This is a genomic window from Azospirillum sp. A23 (genome assembly GCF_042938965.1).
In the GTDB taxonomy this organism is placed as follows: domain Bacteria; phylum Pseudomonadota; class Alphaproteobacteria; order Azospirillales; family Azospirillaceae; genus Azospirillum; species Azospirillum melinis.
This window is the reverse complement of the sequence record NZ_CP170671.1, coordinates 71,970-85,558: the sequence shown is the minus strand read 5'-3', so window position 1 is coordinate 85,558 and position 13,589 is coordinate 71,970. Positions and strand designations below refer to the sequence as shown.

11 protein-coding genes and 3 pseudogenes are annotated in these 13,589 nt (G+C 65.2%); 9 read left to right on the top strand and 5 right to left on the bottom strand.

Annotation, left to right across the window (positions count from 1 at the left end; genetic code table 11):
* From ABNQ40_RS34870 to ABNQ40_RS34860, 3 genes are all read left to right on the top strand, one after another.
* Positions 1-623: DUF4928 family protein (locus ABNQ40_RS34870; protein WP_391349695.1), on the top strand; the 623-nt coding region annotated here is incomplete at its 5' end.
* A gap of 17 nt (positions 624-640) precedes the next feature.
* Positions 641-1,069 (top strand): very short patch repair endonuclease, encoded by a 429-nt coding sequence (locus ABNQ40_RS34865; protein WP_391349694.1) that lies wholly within the window; start codon positions 641-643, stop codon positions 1,067-1,069.
* Between the two features lie 730 nt (positions 1,070-1,799).
* Entirely contained in the window at positions 1,800-2,897 is a 1,098-nt protein-coding gene (locus ABNQ40_RS34860) for a tyrosine-type recombinase/integrase (RefSeq protein ID WP_391349692.1), read from the top strand.
* A gap of 84 nt (positions 2,898-2,981) precedes the next feature.
* Here ABNQ40_RS34860 and ABNQ40_RS34855 read toward each other — a convergent pair.
* Positions 2,982-3,915 (bottom strand): annotated as a pseudogene (locus tag ABNQ40_RS34855) (IS5 family transposase).
* 29 nt (positions 3,916-3,944) lie between these two features.
* Between ABNQ40_RS34855 and ABNQ40_RS34850 the strand changes: the two are divergent.
* From ABNQ40_RS34850 to ABNQ40_RS34840, 3 genes are all read left to right on the top strand, one after another.
* Positions 3,945-4,547, top strand: coding sequence for a sigma 54-interacting transcriptional regulator (locus ABNQ40_RS34850; protein WP_391349699.1), 603 nt, complete (start codon positions 3,945-3,947; stop codon positions 4,545-4,547).
* Positions 4,541-4,810 (top strand): helix-turn-helix domain-containing protein, encoded by a 270-nt coding sequence (locus ABNQ40_RS34845; protein WP_391349690.1) that lies wholly within the window; start codon positions 4,541-4,543, stop codon positions 4,808-4,810. The genes ABNQ40_RS34850 and ABNQ40_RS34845 overlap by 7 nt, the downstream gene beginning before the upstream one ends.
* A gap of 326 nt (positions 4,811-5,136) precedes the next feature.
* Positions 5,137-6,222 carry a helix-turn-helix domain-containing protein gene (locus tag ABNQ40_RS34840; RefSeq protein ID WP_391349689.1) on the top strand — a complete coding sequence of 362 codons (1,086 nt, stop codon included), beginning with the start codon at positions 5,137-5,139 and terminating at the stop codon, positions 6,220-6,222.
* A gap of 313 nt (positions 6,223-6,535) precedes the next feature.
* On the opposite strand, the gene ABNQ40_RS34835 is transcribed toward ABNQ40_RS34840, so the two are convergent.
* Positions 6,536-6,673 carry a hypothetical protein gene (locus tag ABNQ40_RS34835; protein WP_391349687.1) on the bottom strand — a complete coding sequence of 46 codons (138 nt, stop codon included), beginning with the start codon at positions 6,671-6,673 and terminating at the stop codon, positions 6,536-6,538.
* Positions 6,645-6,965: a hypothetical protein gene (locus ABNQ40_RS34830; protein ID WP_391349685.1), complete on the bottom strand. Its 321-nt coding sequence runs from the start codon at positions 6,963-6,965 to the stop codon at positions 6,645-6,647. Before ABNQ40_RS34830 ends, ABNQ40_RS34835 begins: the two co-directional genes overlap by 29 nt.
* On the opposite strand from ABNQ40_RS34830, the gene ABNQ40_RS34825 reads away from it, so the two are divergent.
* Positions 6,950-7,687, top strand: a complete 738-nt coding sequence (locus ABNQ40_RS34825) for an ISL3 family transposase (protein ID WP_391349697.1) — start codon at positions 6,950-6,952, stop codon at positions 7,685-7,687. The two genes, ABNQ40_RS34830 and ABNQ40_RS34825, sit on opposite strands and share 16 nt — an antisense overlap.
* Before the next feature lie 38 nt (positions 7,688-7,725).
* Here ABNQ40_RS34825 and ABNQ40_RS34820 read toward each other — a convergent pair.
* Both ABNQ40_RS34820 and ABNQ40_RS34815 read right to left on the bottom strand, forming a co-directional pair.
* Positions 7,726-10,726, bottom strand: a pseudogene (locus tag ABNQ40_RS34820) (Tn3 family transposase).
* Positions 10,726-11,283 carry a recombinase family protein gene (locus ABNQ40_RS34815; RefSeq protein ID WP_391349684.1) on the bottom strand — a complete coding sequence of 186 codons (558 nt, stop codon included), beginning with the start codon at positions 11,281-11,283 and terminating at the stop codon, positions 10,726-10,728. Before ABNQ40_RS34815 ends, ABNQ40_RS34820 begins: the two are co-directional and overlap by 1 nt.
* 184 nt (positions 11,284-11,467) lie before the next feature.
* Here ABNQ40_RS34815 and ABNQ40_RS34810 point away from each other — a divergent pair, with 184 nt between their 5' ends.
* Together ABNQ40_RS34810 and ABNQ40_RS34805 are read left to right on the top strand one after the other, a co-directional pair.
* A complete protein-coding gene (locus ABNQ40_RS34810) occupies positions 11,468-12,550 on the top strand; it encodes a serine hydrolase domain-containing protein (RefSeq protein WP_391349682.1) in 1,083 nt (360 codons plus the stop codon).
* 147 nt (positions 12,551-12,697) lie between these two features.
* Positions 12,698-13,555, top strand: a pseudogene (locus tag ABNQ40_RS34805) (transposase); the annotation flags it as partial.
* Positions 13,556-13,589 lie beyond the last annotated feature (34 nt).

Here is a 13,589-nt window from a genome sequence, read left to right as displayed (position 1 = left end):
ACCTGGAGGCCGTCGAGGCGTTCTGGGTGGCTAGAGTGAATGATTTCTTCGCGGCCAAGCCCTTTTCCATCAAGCTCGACGGGAACCTGAGTCTGCGTTCTGTGGTGCGCAATCTTATGGCCCAAGCGGAGGCGCGCCAGAAGGAGGTTCCCGGCGTCATGTTCCTCGGCACGATGATGCAGCATCTGGTCGGCGCAAAGCTGGACATCGTGATTGGCCCCGGTGCCATCGTGCATCACGGCTCGAACCAGAATGATGCGGCGGACGGGCGGACCGGCGACTTCGACATTTGCGACGTGTCCATCCACGTCTCGACGGCACCGAGCGAGGCGCTCATACGCAAATGCCGGGCGAACATCGATGCCGGTCTCAAGCCCATCATCGTAAGCACGCGCAAGGGCGTCGTCGTCGCGGAAGGGCTTAGCGACAACGCCGGGATCGGCGACCGTGTCGACGTGATCGAGTTCGAGCAGTTCATCGCCACCAACATCTACGAAATCGGCAAGTTTGTGCCCGCCGAGCGCCGGGCGACCGTCGAGGGCATCATCGCCCGGTACAACGAAATCGTGAGCGCCCACGAGACGGATCCAAGTCTGCGGATCGAGTTGGCGCCCGGTCGATGACGGCTTAGATTCGGAGCGTGGAACGGTCCCAAATCATGGCTAGGGTCCGGGGTAAGGACACTACCCCGGAGATGCGCGTCAGGAGGGCGTTGTGGCGCGCCGGGTTGCGATACCGGCTTCACGACGTCAGCCTACCCGGCCGCCCTGACGTCGTGTTTCCTCGACATCGCTTGGCGCTGTTCGTTCACGGCTGTTTCTGGCACCGGCACCACGGGTGCAAGCGGGCCTCGATGCCTTCCTCGAACATAGGCTACTGGACAGCGAAGTTTGATCGGAACGTACGGCGCGACGCTGCCGTACAAGCCGAGCTCGCGCGGCTCGGCTGGCGAGTGCTGGTCGTCTGGGAATGCGAAACCAAGACCAACGACCAGTTGGATGTTGTCGTTGCTACGGTCATGGCGCTCATGGCACGTGGCGGCGCGGCCGCGTCAACCACGCCGTCTTGAATCCACCTTGCCGTTCGCCGATTAATCGGCGGCGATCAGGCGCTGGATGGCGGCGATGGTCCGGGCAGGTGGGTCCGGCACCCCATCCCGATCCGACGGCACGTGGTCCTGGAACGTGGGCGCGCCACCGCCCCAGGTCGGCACGGTGAGCGCCCAGGCCGGCGGAAGGTTCAGGTCGACGTACCGCTCCAGGGGCTCGCAGGTCAGCCCGTAGGGCACCGCCCGCCATGTTGCATAAATGGGGGTCGGAGTCGTAGGTCAAGCCCCCGTCTCCGTTCCGGTCGCACGCCATAGCGCACAAGGCCAATGCCGCTCGTCGTCATCACATTCCGCGGCCAAAGCGCACCGTGACGAATTGGGCCGAGTAGAGGGCAGCGCGACAAGTGTCATCTAAACAACGCCGCCATTATTGATCAAAGACAGCTACAGTCGAGCGGATGCAGATCCCGCCGTTCTTGGTCAGCCGGAGTTGGCGCCCGACAGCATAATGGAAGACGGCCGGAAGTTGGAGGGCTGGGGGAACACGGAACCAGAGGGTTGGGATCACCACCCTCCCCCTTTCAGGTCCGGCGCTCAGCCTGACCCACCCCTCCCGCGCACCTACCGGCCATCCGCTCCGTCAAGCCGACGATCGCCGATAATGATCTCTTGTCGGCGATCGTCGGCTTGACGCCGCCAGCCCCCTCGGCAACCCTGTCGCGCCCGTCCAACCCGCGCCGAGAGACCGCCCGTGCCGCTTCCCGCTCCGCTGCCCCCGCACACCGCCCCGGCACCGGCGATCGCCCTCGACGCTGACGCCGCCGAGCGGCTGCGCCGGCTGCGCGCCGAGGCCACCGCCGCCAACACCGCGCGGGCCCAGCGCAGCGACACCCGCTATCTCACCGCCTGGGCCGAGCGGCGGCTCGGCCTCGACCTGACTGACCCCGCGGCTCTGCCGCTGCCGGCCGAAGCAGTGGTGACCTTCGTCCTCGACCATGTCGACCTCACCGGCGACGGCATCAGCCTGCCAGCCGCCGTCGATGCCGCCCTGGTCGCCGCCGGGGTGAAGCGCCGGTCCGGCCCGCTCGGCCTGGCCACCACCGAACGGCGGCTGGCCACCCTGGCGGCGCTGCACCGCGCCCGCGGCCTGCCCAGCCCCACCCTGCACCCCGGCGTGCGCGACCTGCTGCGCCAGGCCCGCCGCGCCCTGGCCGCCCGCGGCGTCACCCCCCGGGCCAAACGCGCCGCCACCCGTGACGAGGTGCTCGGCCCCATGCTCGACGCGCTGCCCGACGACGCCCGTGGCCTGCGCGACCGCGCGCTCCTCGCCGTCGCCTTCGCCAGCGGCGGCCGCCGGCGCTCTGAGCTGGTGGCGCTGCGCCTCGCCGACGTCACCGCCGCCGGGCGCGACTTCACCCTGCGGATCCGCCGCTCGAAGACCGACCAGCAGGGCGCCGGCACCGACGTGCCGGTGAAGCGCGCCGCCGCCGACGCGCTGCGCCGCTGGCTGCGGCTGCTTGCCGACCAGGGCATCAGCGACGGACCGCTGTTCCGTGAGCTGTCGCGGCGCGGCCGGGTGGTGCGGCGCCGGGGAGAAGATGGGGGAGCGAAGCCGCTGGACGGGCGGGTGGTGGCCGAGGTGGTGAAGCGTGCCGCCGCGGCCGCCGGCCTGGATCCGGCCGCCTACGCCGCGCATTCCCTGCGCTCGGGCTTCCTCACCACCGGCGGGCGCGACGGCATCCCGCTCGACCTGCTGATGCAGCTCTCCGGCCATAAGAGCCACCGCATCGCCGCCCGCTACTTCCAGACCGGTGCCGTGCACCAGAACCCGGCCGCGGACCTGCTGTAAGCGTGTAGAGCGAGTGCTGCGCAGCAGACGGACTTTGGTGCACAATTCGGCGTGAGAGCAGAGTCCACCCGCGGCCGGTGGGGATCAGGCACCCTTGCGGGAGGCGGGCATTCCCAAGCTGGTCATGATGTTCATGACTTTGCAGCCACAGACGGCCTCGACCTGCTGGGCAGGCAGATTCCGGACACGCAGGGTGCGCCCGATCAGCTGCTTGTAGCGCATCATCGCGACCTCGCCCAAGGAGCGGCGGCCGTAGCGGACGTCCCGCTGCCAGCCCTGCCGGCCACGCTCGGCAATCCTCCGGATGTGGCGGTCGCGTTGGCTGGGTGCGCCGGTAGCGATCTCGCTCGGCACCGCGGTGGAGCGCGGCGACGGCACGGTAGACCGGCTCACCATCGTACACCCCGTCGGCCAGCACCGTGCCGATCGGGCGCTTGATCTGGTCGAGCAGCGGGCCGACCAACGAGGCATCGCCGTCCTGCGTGGTCGTCAGCTCCGCGGCGAGGATCTCGCCGGTATCGGGATCGACCGCCAAGTGGAGCTTTCTCCAGCTCCGGCGCGCTTGGCCACCATGCTTTTCCAGGTGCCACTCGCCCGTGCCGAACATCTTCAGCCCGGTCGAATCGATGACCACCGTCACCGGCCCGTCCGTCCTGGCCAGCGCTGACGCGACCTCCAGATTGGCACTGCGCCGGGAGAAGGTCGTGTGATCTGGAACCGGCAGGTTCAGGCCGAGCAGGCGCATGAGCGAACCCAGAAAACCCTCGGTCTGCCGCCACGGCCGGCCGAACGCCAGGCGCAACATCAGCCCGGCTTCGATCGCCACGTCCGAGTAGCGCGCTCGTCGACCGCGGCGGCCCGAAGCCGGCGGCGTCCAGGCAGCGATCGCCTCCGGCGTCACCCAGCTCGTCAGGTCACCGCGCCGGCGCAGCGCCGCATCGTAGGCCGACCAATTCTCCACACGGTACCGGGCCTTCGGGATCTTGTGGCGGCGGGGCTCATTGGCCTTGTACGGCATCAGCGGCTCGACATCAGCGGGCCGCCTCTATAACTGCTCGCCCTCCCAACCACCACCAGCTCGGGCTTTGTGCACCAACGTCGGTAGCACGCGCTTTCCACACCACGGGTCCACGCCACGCCGGTCCCTTCGTCGCCGTCCACTGCGGCGCCATTCCGGCGGAACTGCTGGAAAGCAAATTGTTCGGGCATCTGAAGGGTAGTTTCACCGGCGCTCATCAGGATCGCCAGGGACTGGTCGCGGCCGCGCACGGCGGCACCCTGTTCCTTGATGAGGTCGGGGAGATGCCAGCGGCCATGCAGGTCAAGCTGCTGCGCTTCCTGCAGGAGGACACCTACACGCCGGTCGGCGGGCGGCAGGTTCTGACGGCCAACGTCCGCGTGGTTTCAGCGACCCACCGTGACCTGGAGACGATGGTGGCACAGGGGGCGTTCCGCGAAGACTTCTACTACCGACTCAAGGGCTTGATCCTACGGACGCCGGCCCTGGCGGAACGCCGGGAGGACGTCGCGCTTCTGGCGACCCGGTTCCTCGTAGACGCCTCCAGGCATCGTCCCCTTCGCCTGACGCGTTGGCATGGCTGGCTGCCCAGGATTGGCCGGGCAATGTCCGCAAACTCCGGGCGGTGGTGACATCCGGCGCCGCTCTGACCGAAGGAAACGCCGTCACACCCGCAGACCTCGCCTTCGCCCGCAGCGGCGATCCCGCCGCGCTTGCTCCAATTCCTCCGGCCACCCTGGCCGAAGCGGTGGCGGAATTGGAGCGCCGGATGATCATCGCCACCTTGGCGGCCACTGGCAACAACCATAGCGCCGCCGCCCGCAAGCTCGGCCTGTCGCGGGTCGGACTGCTGAAGATGATGACTCGGCTGGGCCTGCGGCGGTCCAACTTATGAAAACCCGATGCCTGTGTGAACTTTACGCAGCTTTGGTTACCGTCCCCCGTGGCCATCATCTCGCGATCGCCGGCAAGCTTTGCAACAGAGCCAATTTTCTGATATGGTCTGAGCAATATAAAATCAATAGCTGCAATGTTGCATGGATTGCATGGAAGGCGGGAGAAAAATTCTATTTAAAGTTGCTATGACGCCCTGCGGATTGTATCGATGGCGAATCGAATTCGCTGGAGAGTTGACGATGGGCAAAGCAGATGAAAATGGCGTCTTTGGTGAATCGCCATATGTCGTCACGTGCTGCTTGTGAGTCCTATGGAGACTTTTCGATGGTGATGCTTCCTCTCCCTTTTCTTACGGCGTTTTGCCTGTGTTTCCTCTTGGCTCATTTGGCATTATCCAGTAAGCGCAGGCTGCCGCCACTATCCCTTCTGGTGATCGGTGCTTATGCATTGCAGTCTGGCTTGATTGGTTTGAATTGGGGTGTCGGAGGACTGCCGCCGATGATCCTTCCCAGTCTGGCAGTGGCGCTTCCTCCTCTGACATGGTTGAGCTTGGATGAGTTGTCCGGCCGTATCGATCGGAAGATACGTTTGCTGATCTTTTCCGTTATCGCTGTCTGTACAGGGACGGTCAGCTTCGGCATGCGTCTTAACTATCCCAACCTGGCGGATACGATCGGCATCGCTGTCTATCTAGCATTTGGTTTTGATTCGCTTTGGCGTGCATATAGGTCGAAAGGGGAATGGAATGAAGATCGCCCCTTGCATCTGATAATACCAATGCAGCGTGCCTATCTGATGACTGGAATTATATTATTAACTTCCGCTTCTGTCGATGTCGTTGTGGCAATTGACGTGGAAATGAACGGTGCCAGGATTTCCTCGGCACTTGTGGGATATGCTAATCTCGTTCTGTTGCTTGTACTGTTGTATATCTTTTTCTATGAGAACCGCCGGAAGAAGCCAGAACCTTCTGCCATGGTCGATCCGCCTAAGGTACCATCCGCTTCTCTCATCAATCCAGCGTATAAGGAAATTTTGGAAAAGCTGGAAAGAGAGATGAACGATAGCCAGCTTTATCGGAATGAAAATTTGTCTTTGAGCCGGATCGCCAACAAGATCCGTGTTCCAGTCCGTCAAATTTCCACGGCTGTCAACAGCGTCTATGCGCTCAACGTCCCTCAATATGTCAATAATTTCCGAGTGCGCGATGCTTGCAAGATGTTGGAGGAAACTGACGATTCTGTGATCGATATTGCCTTTGCCGTTGGTTTCACCACCAAATCCAATTTTAATCGCGAATTTCTTCGGGTCACGGGAGTCAGTCCCAGTGTGTGGCGCAGCCGTGTGCGGGGGACGGAGACGGGACTGGCCTTTCTGCTTCCGAATTCCTCGGAGGCCAAGGGCACCTGACGAGGCGATGGCCGGATTGTCGAGCGACACCTCTTCGCCCTCCCCCTTGATCTTGTCCGTCGGGTCCGCCACGCGCGCGCTGCTCCGTTCCAACAGGACGTCGATCCGGCATCGTGATCATCATGGCCGTCCCTCATGATGCTTGGGGCCGGTCCGCCCGGCTCCCCCTCCGACATGGGGCCGTCCGCCCGCCTAAACGATGGCGCGACTGCGGCATCCCATTTTTCCAGCAGCTTTGGAGGCTGTTGCTGAATCTTCCTCGATGGCCGGCATGGCGGTTCCCGGCCGCGCATAGCGGCCTGACGGGCTCCTTTCAGGCCGCCTTCCGGCTCCCTTCCCCGCTGTTCCCAGCGTTTTCGGCGCGGCGGACAGACTCCCGGTGCAGTTTGCGAAGATTGTGAACGGCGGCGTTGAGCTGCCACTCACCGCGGCAGCGCTCCAGGCCGCGCATGCTGAAGCGGTCGGCCCCCTGCCGGTCCTTTCATCTGCCCGAAGACGGGTTCGACGGCCGCGCCACGCTGGCGGTAGATGGCGCGGCCGCGCATGGTGCACAGCTTGCGCTCCATGCGCCCACGGGCGGTCATCCCCTTCGGCATCCGCCCCCGCGGGGCGGGCGCGTCGCGCAGCGCGGTCCGTTGCTTGTGGTCCTTCTGTGTGGCGATGAACAGCTCGCACTCCTCGGTCTGGCTGGCGGCATTCGCCTCCGACCAATAGCTGTCAGTGCCGGCTGGATACTGGCCCATCCGCATTCCCGGTGCAGGCCAATGTCCGCGCTGCCACGGCTGCCTGTCCGCTGTGCGGCCGACCATCGCGTCGCGTTCATAGCCGTTACGACCGTCGCCTGGGTGACCTGCCCTGGCAGGGTCGTGTCGGTGAACTGCGTCTGCAGGTCCGCCGTTTCCGCTGCCCTACAACGGATTGCCCGCGCCGCGTCTTCGCCGAACGCTTGCCCACCAACACGGCGCCGCGGGTCAGGCGCACCCGCCGGCTTGCGGAGGCGCAGCGCACCATCGCCTTGAGCGCGGGCGGGGACCCTGGCGCCCGGCTGGCCAGCCGGCTCGCAATGCCGGTCAGCGGCGACACGCTGCTGCGTCTGATCCGGGCGGAGCCGGTGACGCCGGTCTCCGAAGCCCGCATCATCGGCATCGACGATTGGGCCTGGCGTCGGGGCAAGCGCTACGGCACCATCCTGGTCGATCTCGAGCGCAACCGTCCGATCGACCTGCTGCCCGACCGCCAAGCCGACACTGTTGCCGCATGGCTGAAAGCCCATCCTGGCGTCGAGATCGTCGCCCGTGATCGTGCCGGCGCCTACGCCGATGGCGTCCGCCAAGGTGCGCCCACCGCCACCCAGGTCACAGACAGGTGGCATCTCCTGCACAATCTGACCGATGCGCTACGCGAGGGCCTCACCCGCCATCACCGCGATCTTGGGGGCCGAGTAGCAGCGGAACAGAAAACCTAGGTAAGGCCGCGGCGGATGCTGGCTGACGGCGTTACCATTCAGGCGTCCTCATAGGCCAAGGCCACCGGACTACGCAGTGGCCGCAGTTCACCCCGAGCGACCGGCTCGGGCAGGGTGAAGGCGTAACGGCCGAGCATGTTGATGTGCTCATGTGCGAGCGGCGACAGGCGGGCCACGTCCTCGTTGCGAACGTCGAAACCTTCCATTCGCAGTTGGTCAAGCGCGGCGTCCATGTAAATCGTGTTCCACAGGATGATGGTGTTGACGACCAGACCGAGGGCGCCAAGTTGGTCCTCCTGACCTTCCCGGTAGCGCTGACGCAGTTCGCCCCGTTTGCCATGGAAGACGACGCGGGCGAGTTGGTGGCGCCCCTCACCACGGTTGAGCTGGGTGAGGATGCGGCGGCGATAGGCTTCGTCGTCGATGTAGGCTAGCAGATAGAGCGTCTTGATGATCCGGCCCAGTTCCTCCAGCGCCCGTGCCAGCCGGGTTGGCCGGTCGTTCGTCTGGAGCGTCCGCATCAGCCCGCCGGCCTGCACGAGGCCCAGCTTGAGCGAGCCGGCCAAGCGCAACAGATCGTCCCAATGCTCGGCGATGAGGCCCGTCCTCACCTTGTGCGCGGCCAGCTTGTCGAGAGGGCCGTAGTCGGCCGCCGGATCAGCCCGCCAGAATCGAGCGCCGCCGACATCGGCGATCCGCGGGCTGAACTGGTAGCCGAGCAGCCAGAAGATGCCGAAGATTACGTCCGTGTAGGCGCCGGTGTCGGTCATGATCTCGGTCGGCTCCAACTCGGTCTCCTGTTCCAACACGACGCTCAGCAGCACCAAGCTGTCGCGCAGGGTGCCGGGCACGGTGATGGCGTTCAGGCCGGTGAACTGGTCGGACACGAGGTTATAGTAGGTGACGCCGCGTTCGGAGCCGAAGTACTTCGGGTTGGGGCCGGCGTGGATGGTGCGCACCGGTACCACGAAGCGCAGCCCGTCGGCGGAGGCGACATCGCCGCCACCCCACCGCCGCGCCAGGTCGATGCCGTTCTGGGCGGCGACAAGGCGGGCATTGGCCAGGGTCAGGGTTTCTGCCCGCAGATAATTCTGCCGAACCCAGCTCAGGCGCGACCGCCGGAGCGCCGGCAGGTCCGGGCGTACCAGCGGTTCCAGGCCGGTGTTGCACGCCTCGCCCAGCAGCATGGCACACAGCGTCGTCGGCAGGTCCTGCGCGCGCCTCGGCTTCGCTGGCATGGGTGAAGGCGCCAGCGAAGCCGGTCCGGGCATCGATTTCCAGCAGCAATTCCGGTAGATCGACACGTGGCAGGCGCGCTGTCACGGCGTCCCGCAGAGCGACGAGGCTGGCCGGCTCGTCGAGGCGGTCGAGGCCGGTCAGCACTAGGTCCTCGTCGGTGCCATTCCGTTCGAGGCGGATGCCGGCATTTTGAGGAAGGTTGTCGGTCACCGTTCGGAACGCCTGATCGAGCCGCTCGGTCAGTTGACCGATCTCTTCGCCCGCATTCTGCGACTTTCCCAGCGTGCGGCAGACGGTTGGCCGCGCGGCCTCCCAAGCGGCGCCGTCAAGCAGGCCGATGCGGGGATCGGCGAAGCGCAGACTCGGCGTCGCGAACACATCACGGCGCCGAAGCGCGCCGCGCAGTCGATCGACCAGACAGAGGGTCCAGGCGCGCCGATCAAGAACGCCGTTCCGGGTCACCCGGCGTTCCCAAGACTTCGGCACGAACTCCGTGGGCCACGGCGCACCGCGGGCGCCGCCGTCCTCAACTGTCCGGAGGTGCTGCAGGGCCTTCAGTACCGGTCGTCCGGTCGGCATGGCGCCCAGGCCGACCACGCGCACGAAATGTGGCAGGAAACGCCGGATGCGGCGGTGCTGCGCCAGCAACTCGTCGAAGTAGGGATCGTCCGGCGGCTTGGTCAAGCCGTCCACCTGTGCTACGGCGGCTTCCAGGGCAGCTTGCGGGACGGCCGCGAAGACCGCGGCTCGCAGATCGGCATCGCCGACAGAATCGTCGAGAACCAAAGCACAGACCCTGCTCAGGGTGCGCGCGGCGGCGTCGAGGTCTCCCAGGCTGCGTAACCGCGCCTCCCGGCCCTTGCGGACAGCATCGACGAACATTCGGGTGACGAGCAGGTCGAACAGGTCGAGCACATCGTCCTGCGCGCTTGCCTCCAGCGCCCGGAGAAACGCCAGCAGGGTGGCGGCGCGGCGCTCGTCCGGCAACCGGGCAACCGCCTGGGCCTTGGCGACGCCGGCGAACCGCGCCAAAGCCAGGATGCGGGTTTTCGGCAGATGGTTGGTGAGCGGCAGACCAGCCACGAGGTGCCGCACCTCGTCGAGGCGCTCGATCGCGCGCACCAATTCATTGGTGCTTTGTAGGGTCGGTCCCGAGCGGAGCCGGTCCATTGGGCTCTGTCGCTCCCCCTCCGGCACCACCAGTAGGGCCTCGAGCCGTGTCTTCTGCTCGGGCGTGATCCGGGCCGCCAGCAGGCGCCACAGGCGGCTATTTGCCCGGGATCGCACCCGCGCGACGGTCCGTTCGAGCACGCTCGCCCCCGGCAGCAGCACCTTGTGCGTTACCAGCCAGGCCGTCGCCTGGTCGAACAGGGCCGTCGGCCGGTCTGTCCCCGTCCAGCACAGCGCGTAGAGCCATCGCTGGAGGCGCCATTGCGCGGCGGTGTCCGAAAAATCCCGGTAGCCATAGCGTTTGCGGATTTCAACCGGGTGCCGCCAACGCCACTGGCTGACCCGGTACGCATCGAGCGCTCCGTTGATCGGCACGCCAAGTTGGTCGCCGAGGAAGCCGACCACGCCGGACGGTACCTTGCCTGGATCTTCAAGAAACGTTCCGAGAAACCGCACCGTGCCGAGTTGAACGGCGCAACCGAGCCGCATGTGGGTGCCGCGGTGCGCCAATATGAACGCGCGATCCGCGTCATCGAGATGAAAGAACCGGGCCAGTTGCTCGGCGGACACCTGGGCCGGAAACTGGCCATACCGCCCTTCCTGTTCCGGGGTGAGAAAGCTGACCGGCATCAGGTTCGACCAGTGCCGGCGAGCACCCGATAGACGGACGCGCGCCCGATCCCGAGCCGCTGGGCAATGGCGGTTGGTCCCAGCTTCTCTTCGGTCCACAAGCGCCAGACCTCCGCCGGGTCGATCGACGGCTTGCGGCCCTTGTAGACCCCCTTGGCCTTGGCGCGCGCGATGCCCTCCATCTGCCGCTCCCGGCGCAGGTTGGTTTCAAATTCGGCGAACACGCCGAGCATGTCGAAAAATGCCTTGCCGGCTGAGGTTGTGGTGTCGATGGGCTGCTCGGTCGCCTTCAGCGCGACCCCCTTGGCGCGCAGCTCATGCACGATGTCCTGGAGATCCTTGATCGACCGTGCGAGGCGATCGACGCGGGTGACCACCAGCGTGTCACCGGGGCGGAGGAACTGGAGGAGCAAAGCGAGTTCCGACCGGCCGGCGCGGGTCGTGCCGCTCGCCTTCTCCGAGCGTATGACCTCGCACCCAGCATGGCGAAGCGTCTCCTCTTGGATCGCCACGTCCTGATCCAGCGTGGAGGCGCGGGCGTAGCCGTAAACCGCCATGAATCGTCTCGTTTGCCTTCAGACCAGCAGACGGTAGCGTCTCGCTTACACGAAATCCATCCAAATGAGACGCTGAGGATCGTCTCATGGCACCGTATCGTATGGGTATACCCTATGGTATTCCAGCATGCTAGGGTTACAGGTTGTTTCTGATCTTCTCCCACAACCACGGCAGCTTTACTCAATGCGCCCTCTCGAAGAGATTGCTGCTGCTCTGGACCTTCGCATTGCCCAAGGGGCCTATGTCGGGGTGATTACCGGCGTATACAGCGAAGGCAGGTGTGACATCCTCGGCCGTGGGGTGGCTGACCGCGGAACAGGCGCGCCGCTCGACGGCACTTCGTTGTTTGAAATCGGCTCCATATGCAAGGCGCTCACCGGCGTGCTGCTCGCTCTGATGGAGGAAGCTGGCGAACTGTCCGTGGACGAGCCCGTCGGCATGTTCCTGCGGGACCAGATCGAAATATCTTCCGCCTTTTTCGACGAAGTGACGCTGCTTGACTTGGCGACGCATCACAGCGGCCTTCCAATGATGCCTCCGGAACTGGAGGGCATCGATCTGGAAGCTCAGCACCCCGACTATCCGCTCGCTACGCTGTCCGGCTTTATGTCGTCCATTGCTCCGCCCGATGTGCGGCGCTACCAGTACAGCAATCTTGGGTACGGCCTTCTCGGGCTCTGCCTGTCTGCACGGGCCAAGCGTCCGTTCGATGCCTTGCTGAACGAGCGCGTGCTGCTTCCGCTTGGCATGACCAGAACGGGCTTCGGCATGCCGGAAAGCGGCGCCGTGACCGGGCACTCCCCCGAAGGACATGGCCTCCCGGCGTGGCAAATTCCTGAACTGCTTCATGCGGCGGGAGGCCTGAGGGCACCGGCGTGCGACCTCCTGAATTTGGTTGCCGCTTGTCTGAAGCCGCCGGGCGGCCCGCTCGGCCGGGCCATAACCAGTGCTCTTCGGCCACGCCGTTATGGTGGGTTCAGCATGGACATCGGCCTCGGATGGGAGACGAGTTACCGCTTCTCGCCGGACATTTTCGTTTTGAAGGGTGGCCTCACGGCCGGTTTCTCGACCAACTGCATCCTCGTTCCCTCCCGCCGGGAGGGGGCCGTGGTTCTGGCCAATTCGAGGCAATGCCTTTCCGACTTGTCCTATTACATCCTGAACCACCGGTTCGGAATGCACTGGGAGGCGTGCTGGGAGCCTCCCTTTCTGGCGCCCCCCTTCTGGTATGACACCCTGGCCAACCCCGTCCACTCCACCGGCTGACCAGCACCCTGCCCGGACGGGGCTGGGACGCACGAAATGGGATCGTTGACGCTGGTCGATGAGGATAGGCGAACCCGGTCAATTCAGGCAGACAAGCGCGAGGCCACCTTACCTAGGTTATCTGTTCCGCTGCTACTCAGATCCCATCTTCGAGCAGCCGCCAAGTTGGCTGTCGCTCCGGTGGGAGAAGCCGAGACAGAATTGACTGTGCCGCAGGCGAACGAGGTTTCCAGGCCACCAACCCGGCGAGAGCAGCGAAGCGCTGCCGTTCATGCCGCTCGCCAGGCCCACTATGAAGAAGTCGTCGCGCTGAAAACCCGCGGGTGGTCGCAAACGCGCATCGCGGAAACGCTCCACCTCGACCGCAAGACGGTGCGGGTGTGGCTGCGGTCGGGGCAACCGCCGGCATGGCGCCAACCGGCCAAGGGGAGCCGGCTTAATCCGTTCCTCGACCACCTGCAGCAGCGCTGGGATGACGGCTGCCACAACGCCGCTCAGCTCTGGCGGGAGATCAAGGCCCTCGGCTTTACCGGTCAGCGGAGCATAGTTCGGGATTGGGCCAGCCCTCTGAGACAGGCCGTACAAAGCGCAGCGTCCATGGCATCGGCATCATGGCCAGCACCATCGCGCCGGCGGGCAGCATGGTTGGTGATTGCCGACGCCCAAGAGATTGATCCGACCGAGCAGGCCTTTGTCTCGGCCCTGATCGCCCGTTCGCCGGACTTGGCCCAAGCGATCACGGTGGCCCGCGCCTTTCGAGCAATGGTCCGAGGGCAAAGGGCTGGAGAACTGGATGGCTGGCTGTCGACGGCGGACGGTACTGGCTTGGCGGGCTTTGCCAATGGCTTGAAGCGCGATCTCGCCGCGGTACGGGCGGCTCTGTCTCTGCCGTGGAGCACCGGGCCGGTGGAGGGGCAGATCAGCAGGCTGAAGACGATCAAGCGCATGATGAACGGCCGCGGCGGCTTCGATCTGCTGCGTCATCGCGTGCTTGAGGCCGCCTGAATGCCCACCCTAGGCTGCTATCCTGCACCGAGAA

Excerpts from the sequence above, each read along its gene's own strand:
- ABNQ40_RS34840 (WP_391349689.1), top strand. The coding sequence starts at position 5,137 with ATGGTGATGCTTCCTCTCCCTTTTCTTACGGCGTTTTGCCTGTGTTTC.
- ABNQ40_RS34835 (WP_391349687.1), bottom strand. The coding sequence starts at position 6,673 with ATGCGCGGCCTGGAGCGCTGCCGCGGTGAGTGGCAGCTCAACGCCGCC.
- ABNQ40_RS34830 (WP_391349685.1), bottom strand. The coding sequence starts at position 6,965 with ATGGGCCAGTATCCAGCCGGCACTGACAGCTATTGGTCGGAGGCGAAT.
- ABNQ40_RS34815 (WP_391349684.1), bottom strand. The coding sequence starts at position 11,283 with ATGGCGGTTTACGGCTACGCCCGCGCCTCCACGCTGGATCAGGACGTG.
- ABNQ40_RS34810 (WP_391349682.1), top strand. The coding sequence starts at position 11,468 with ATGCGCCCTCTCGAAGAGATTGCTGCTGCTCTGGACCTTCGCATTGCC.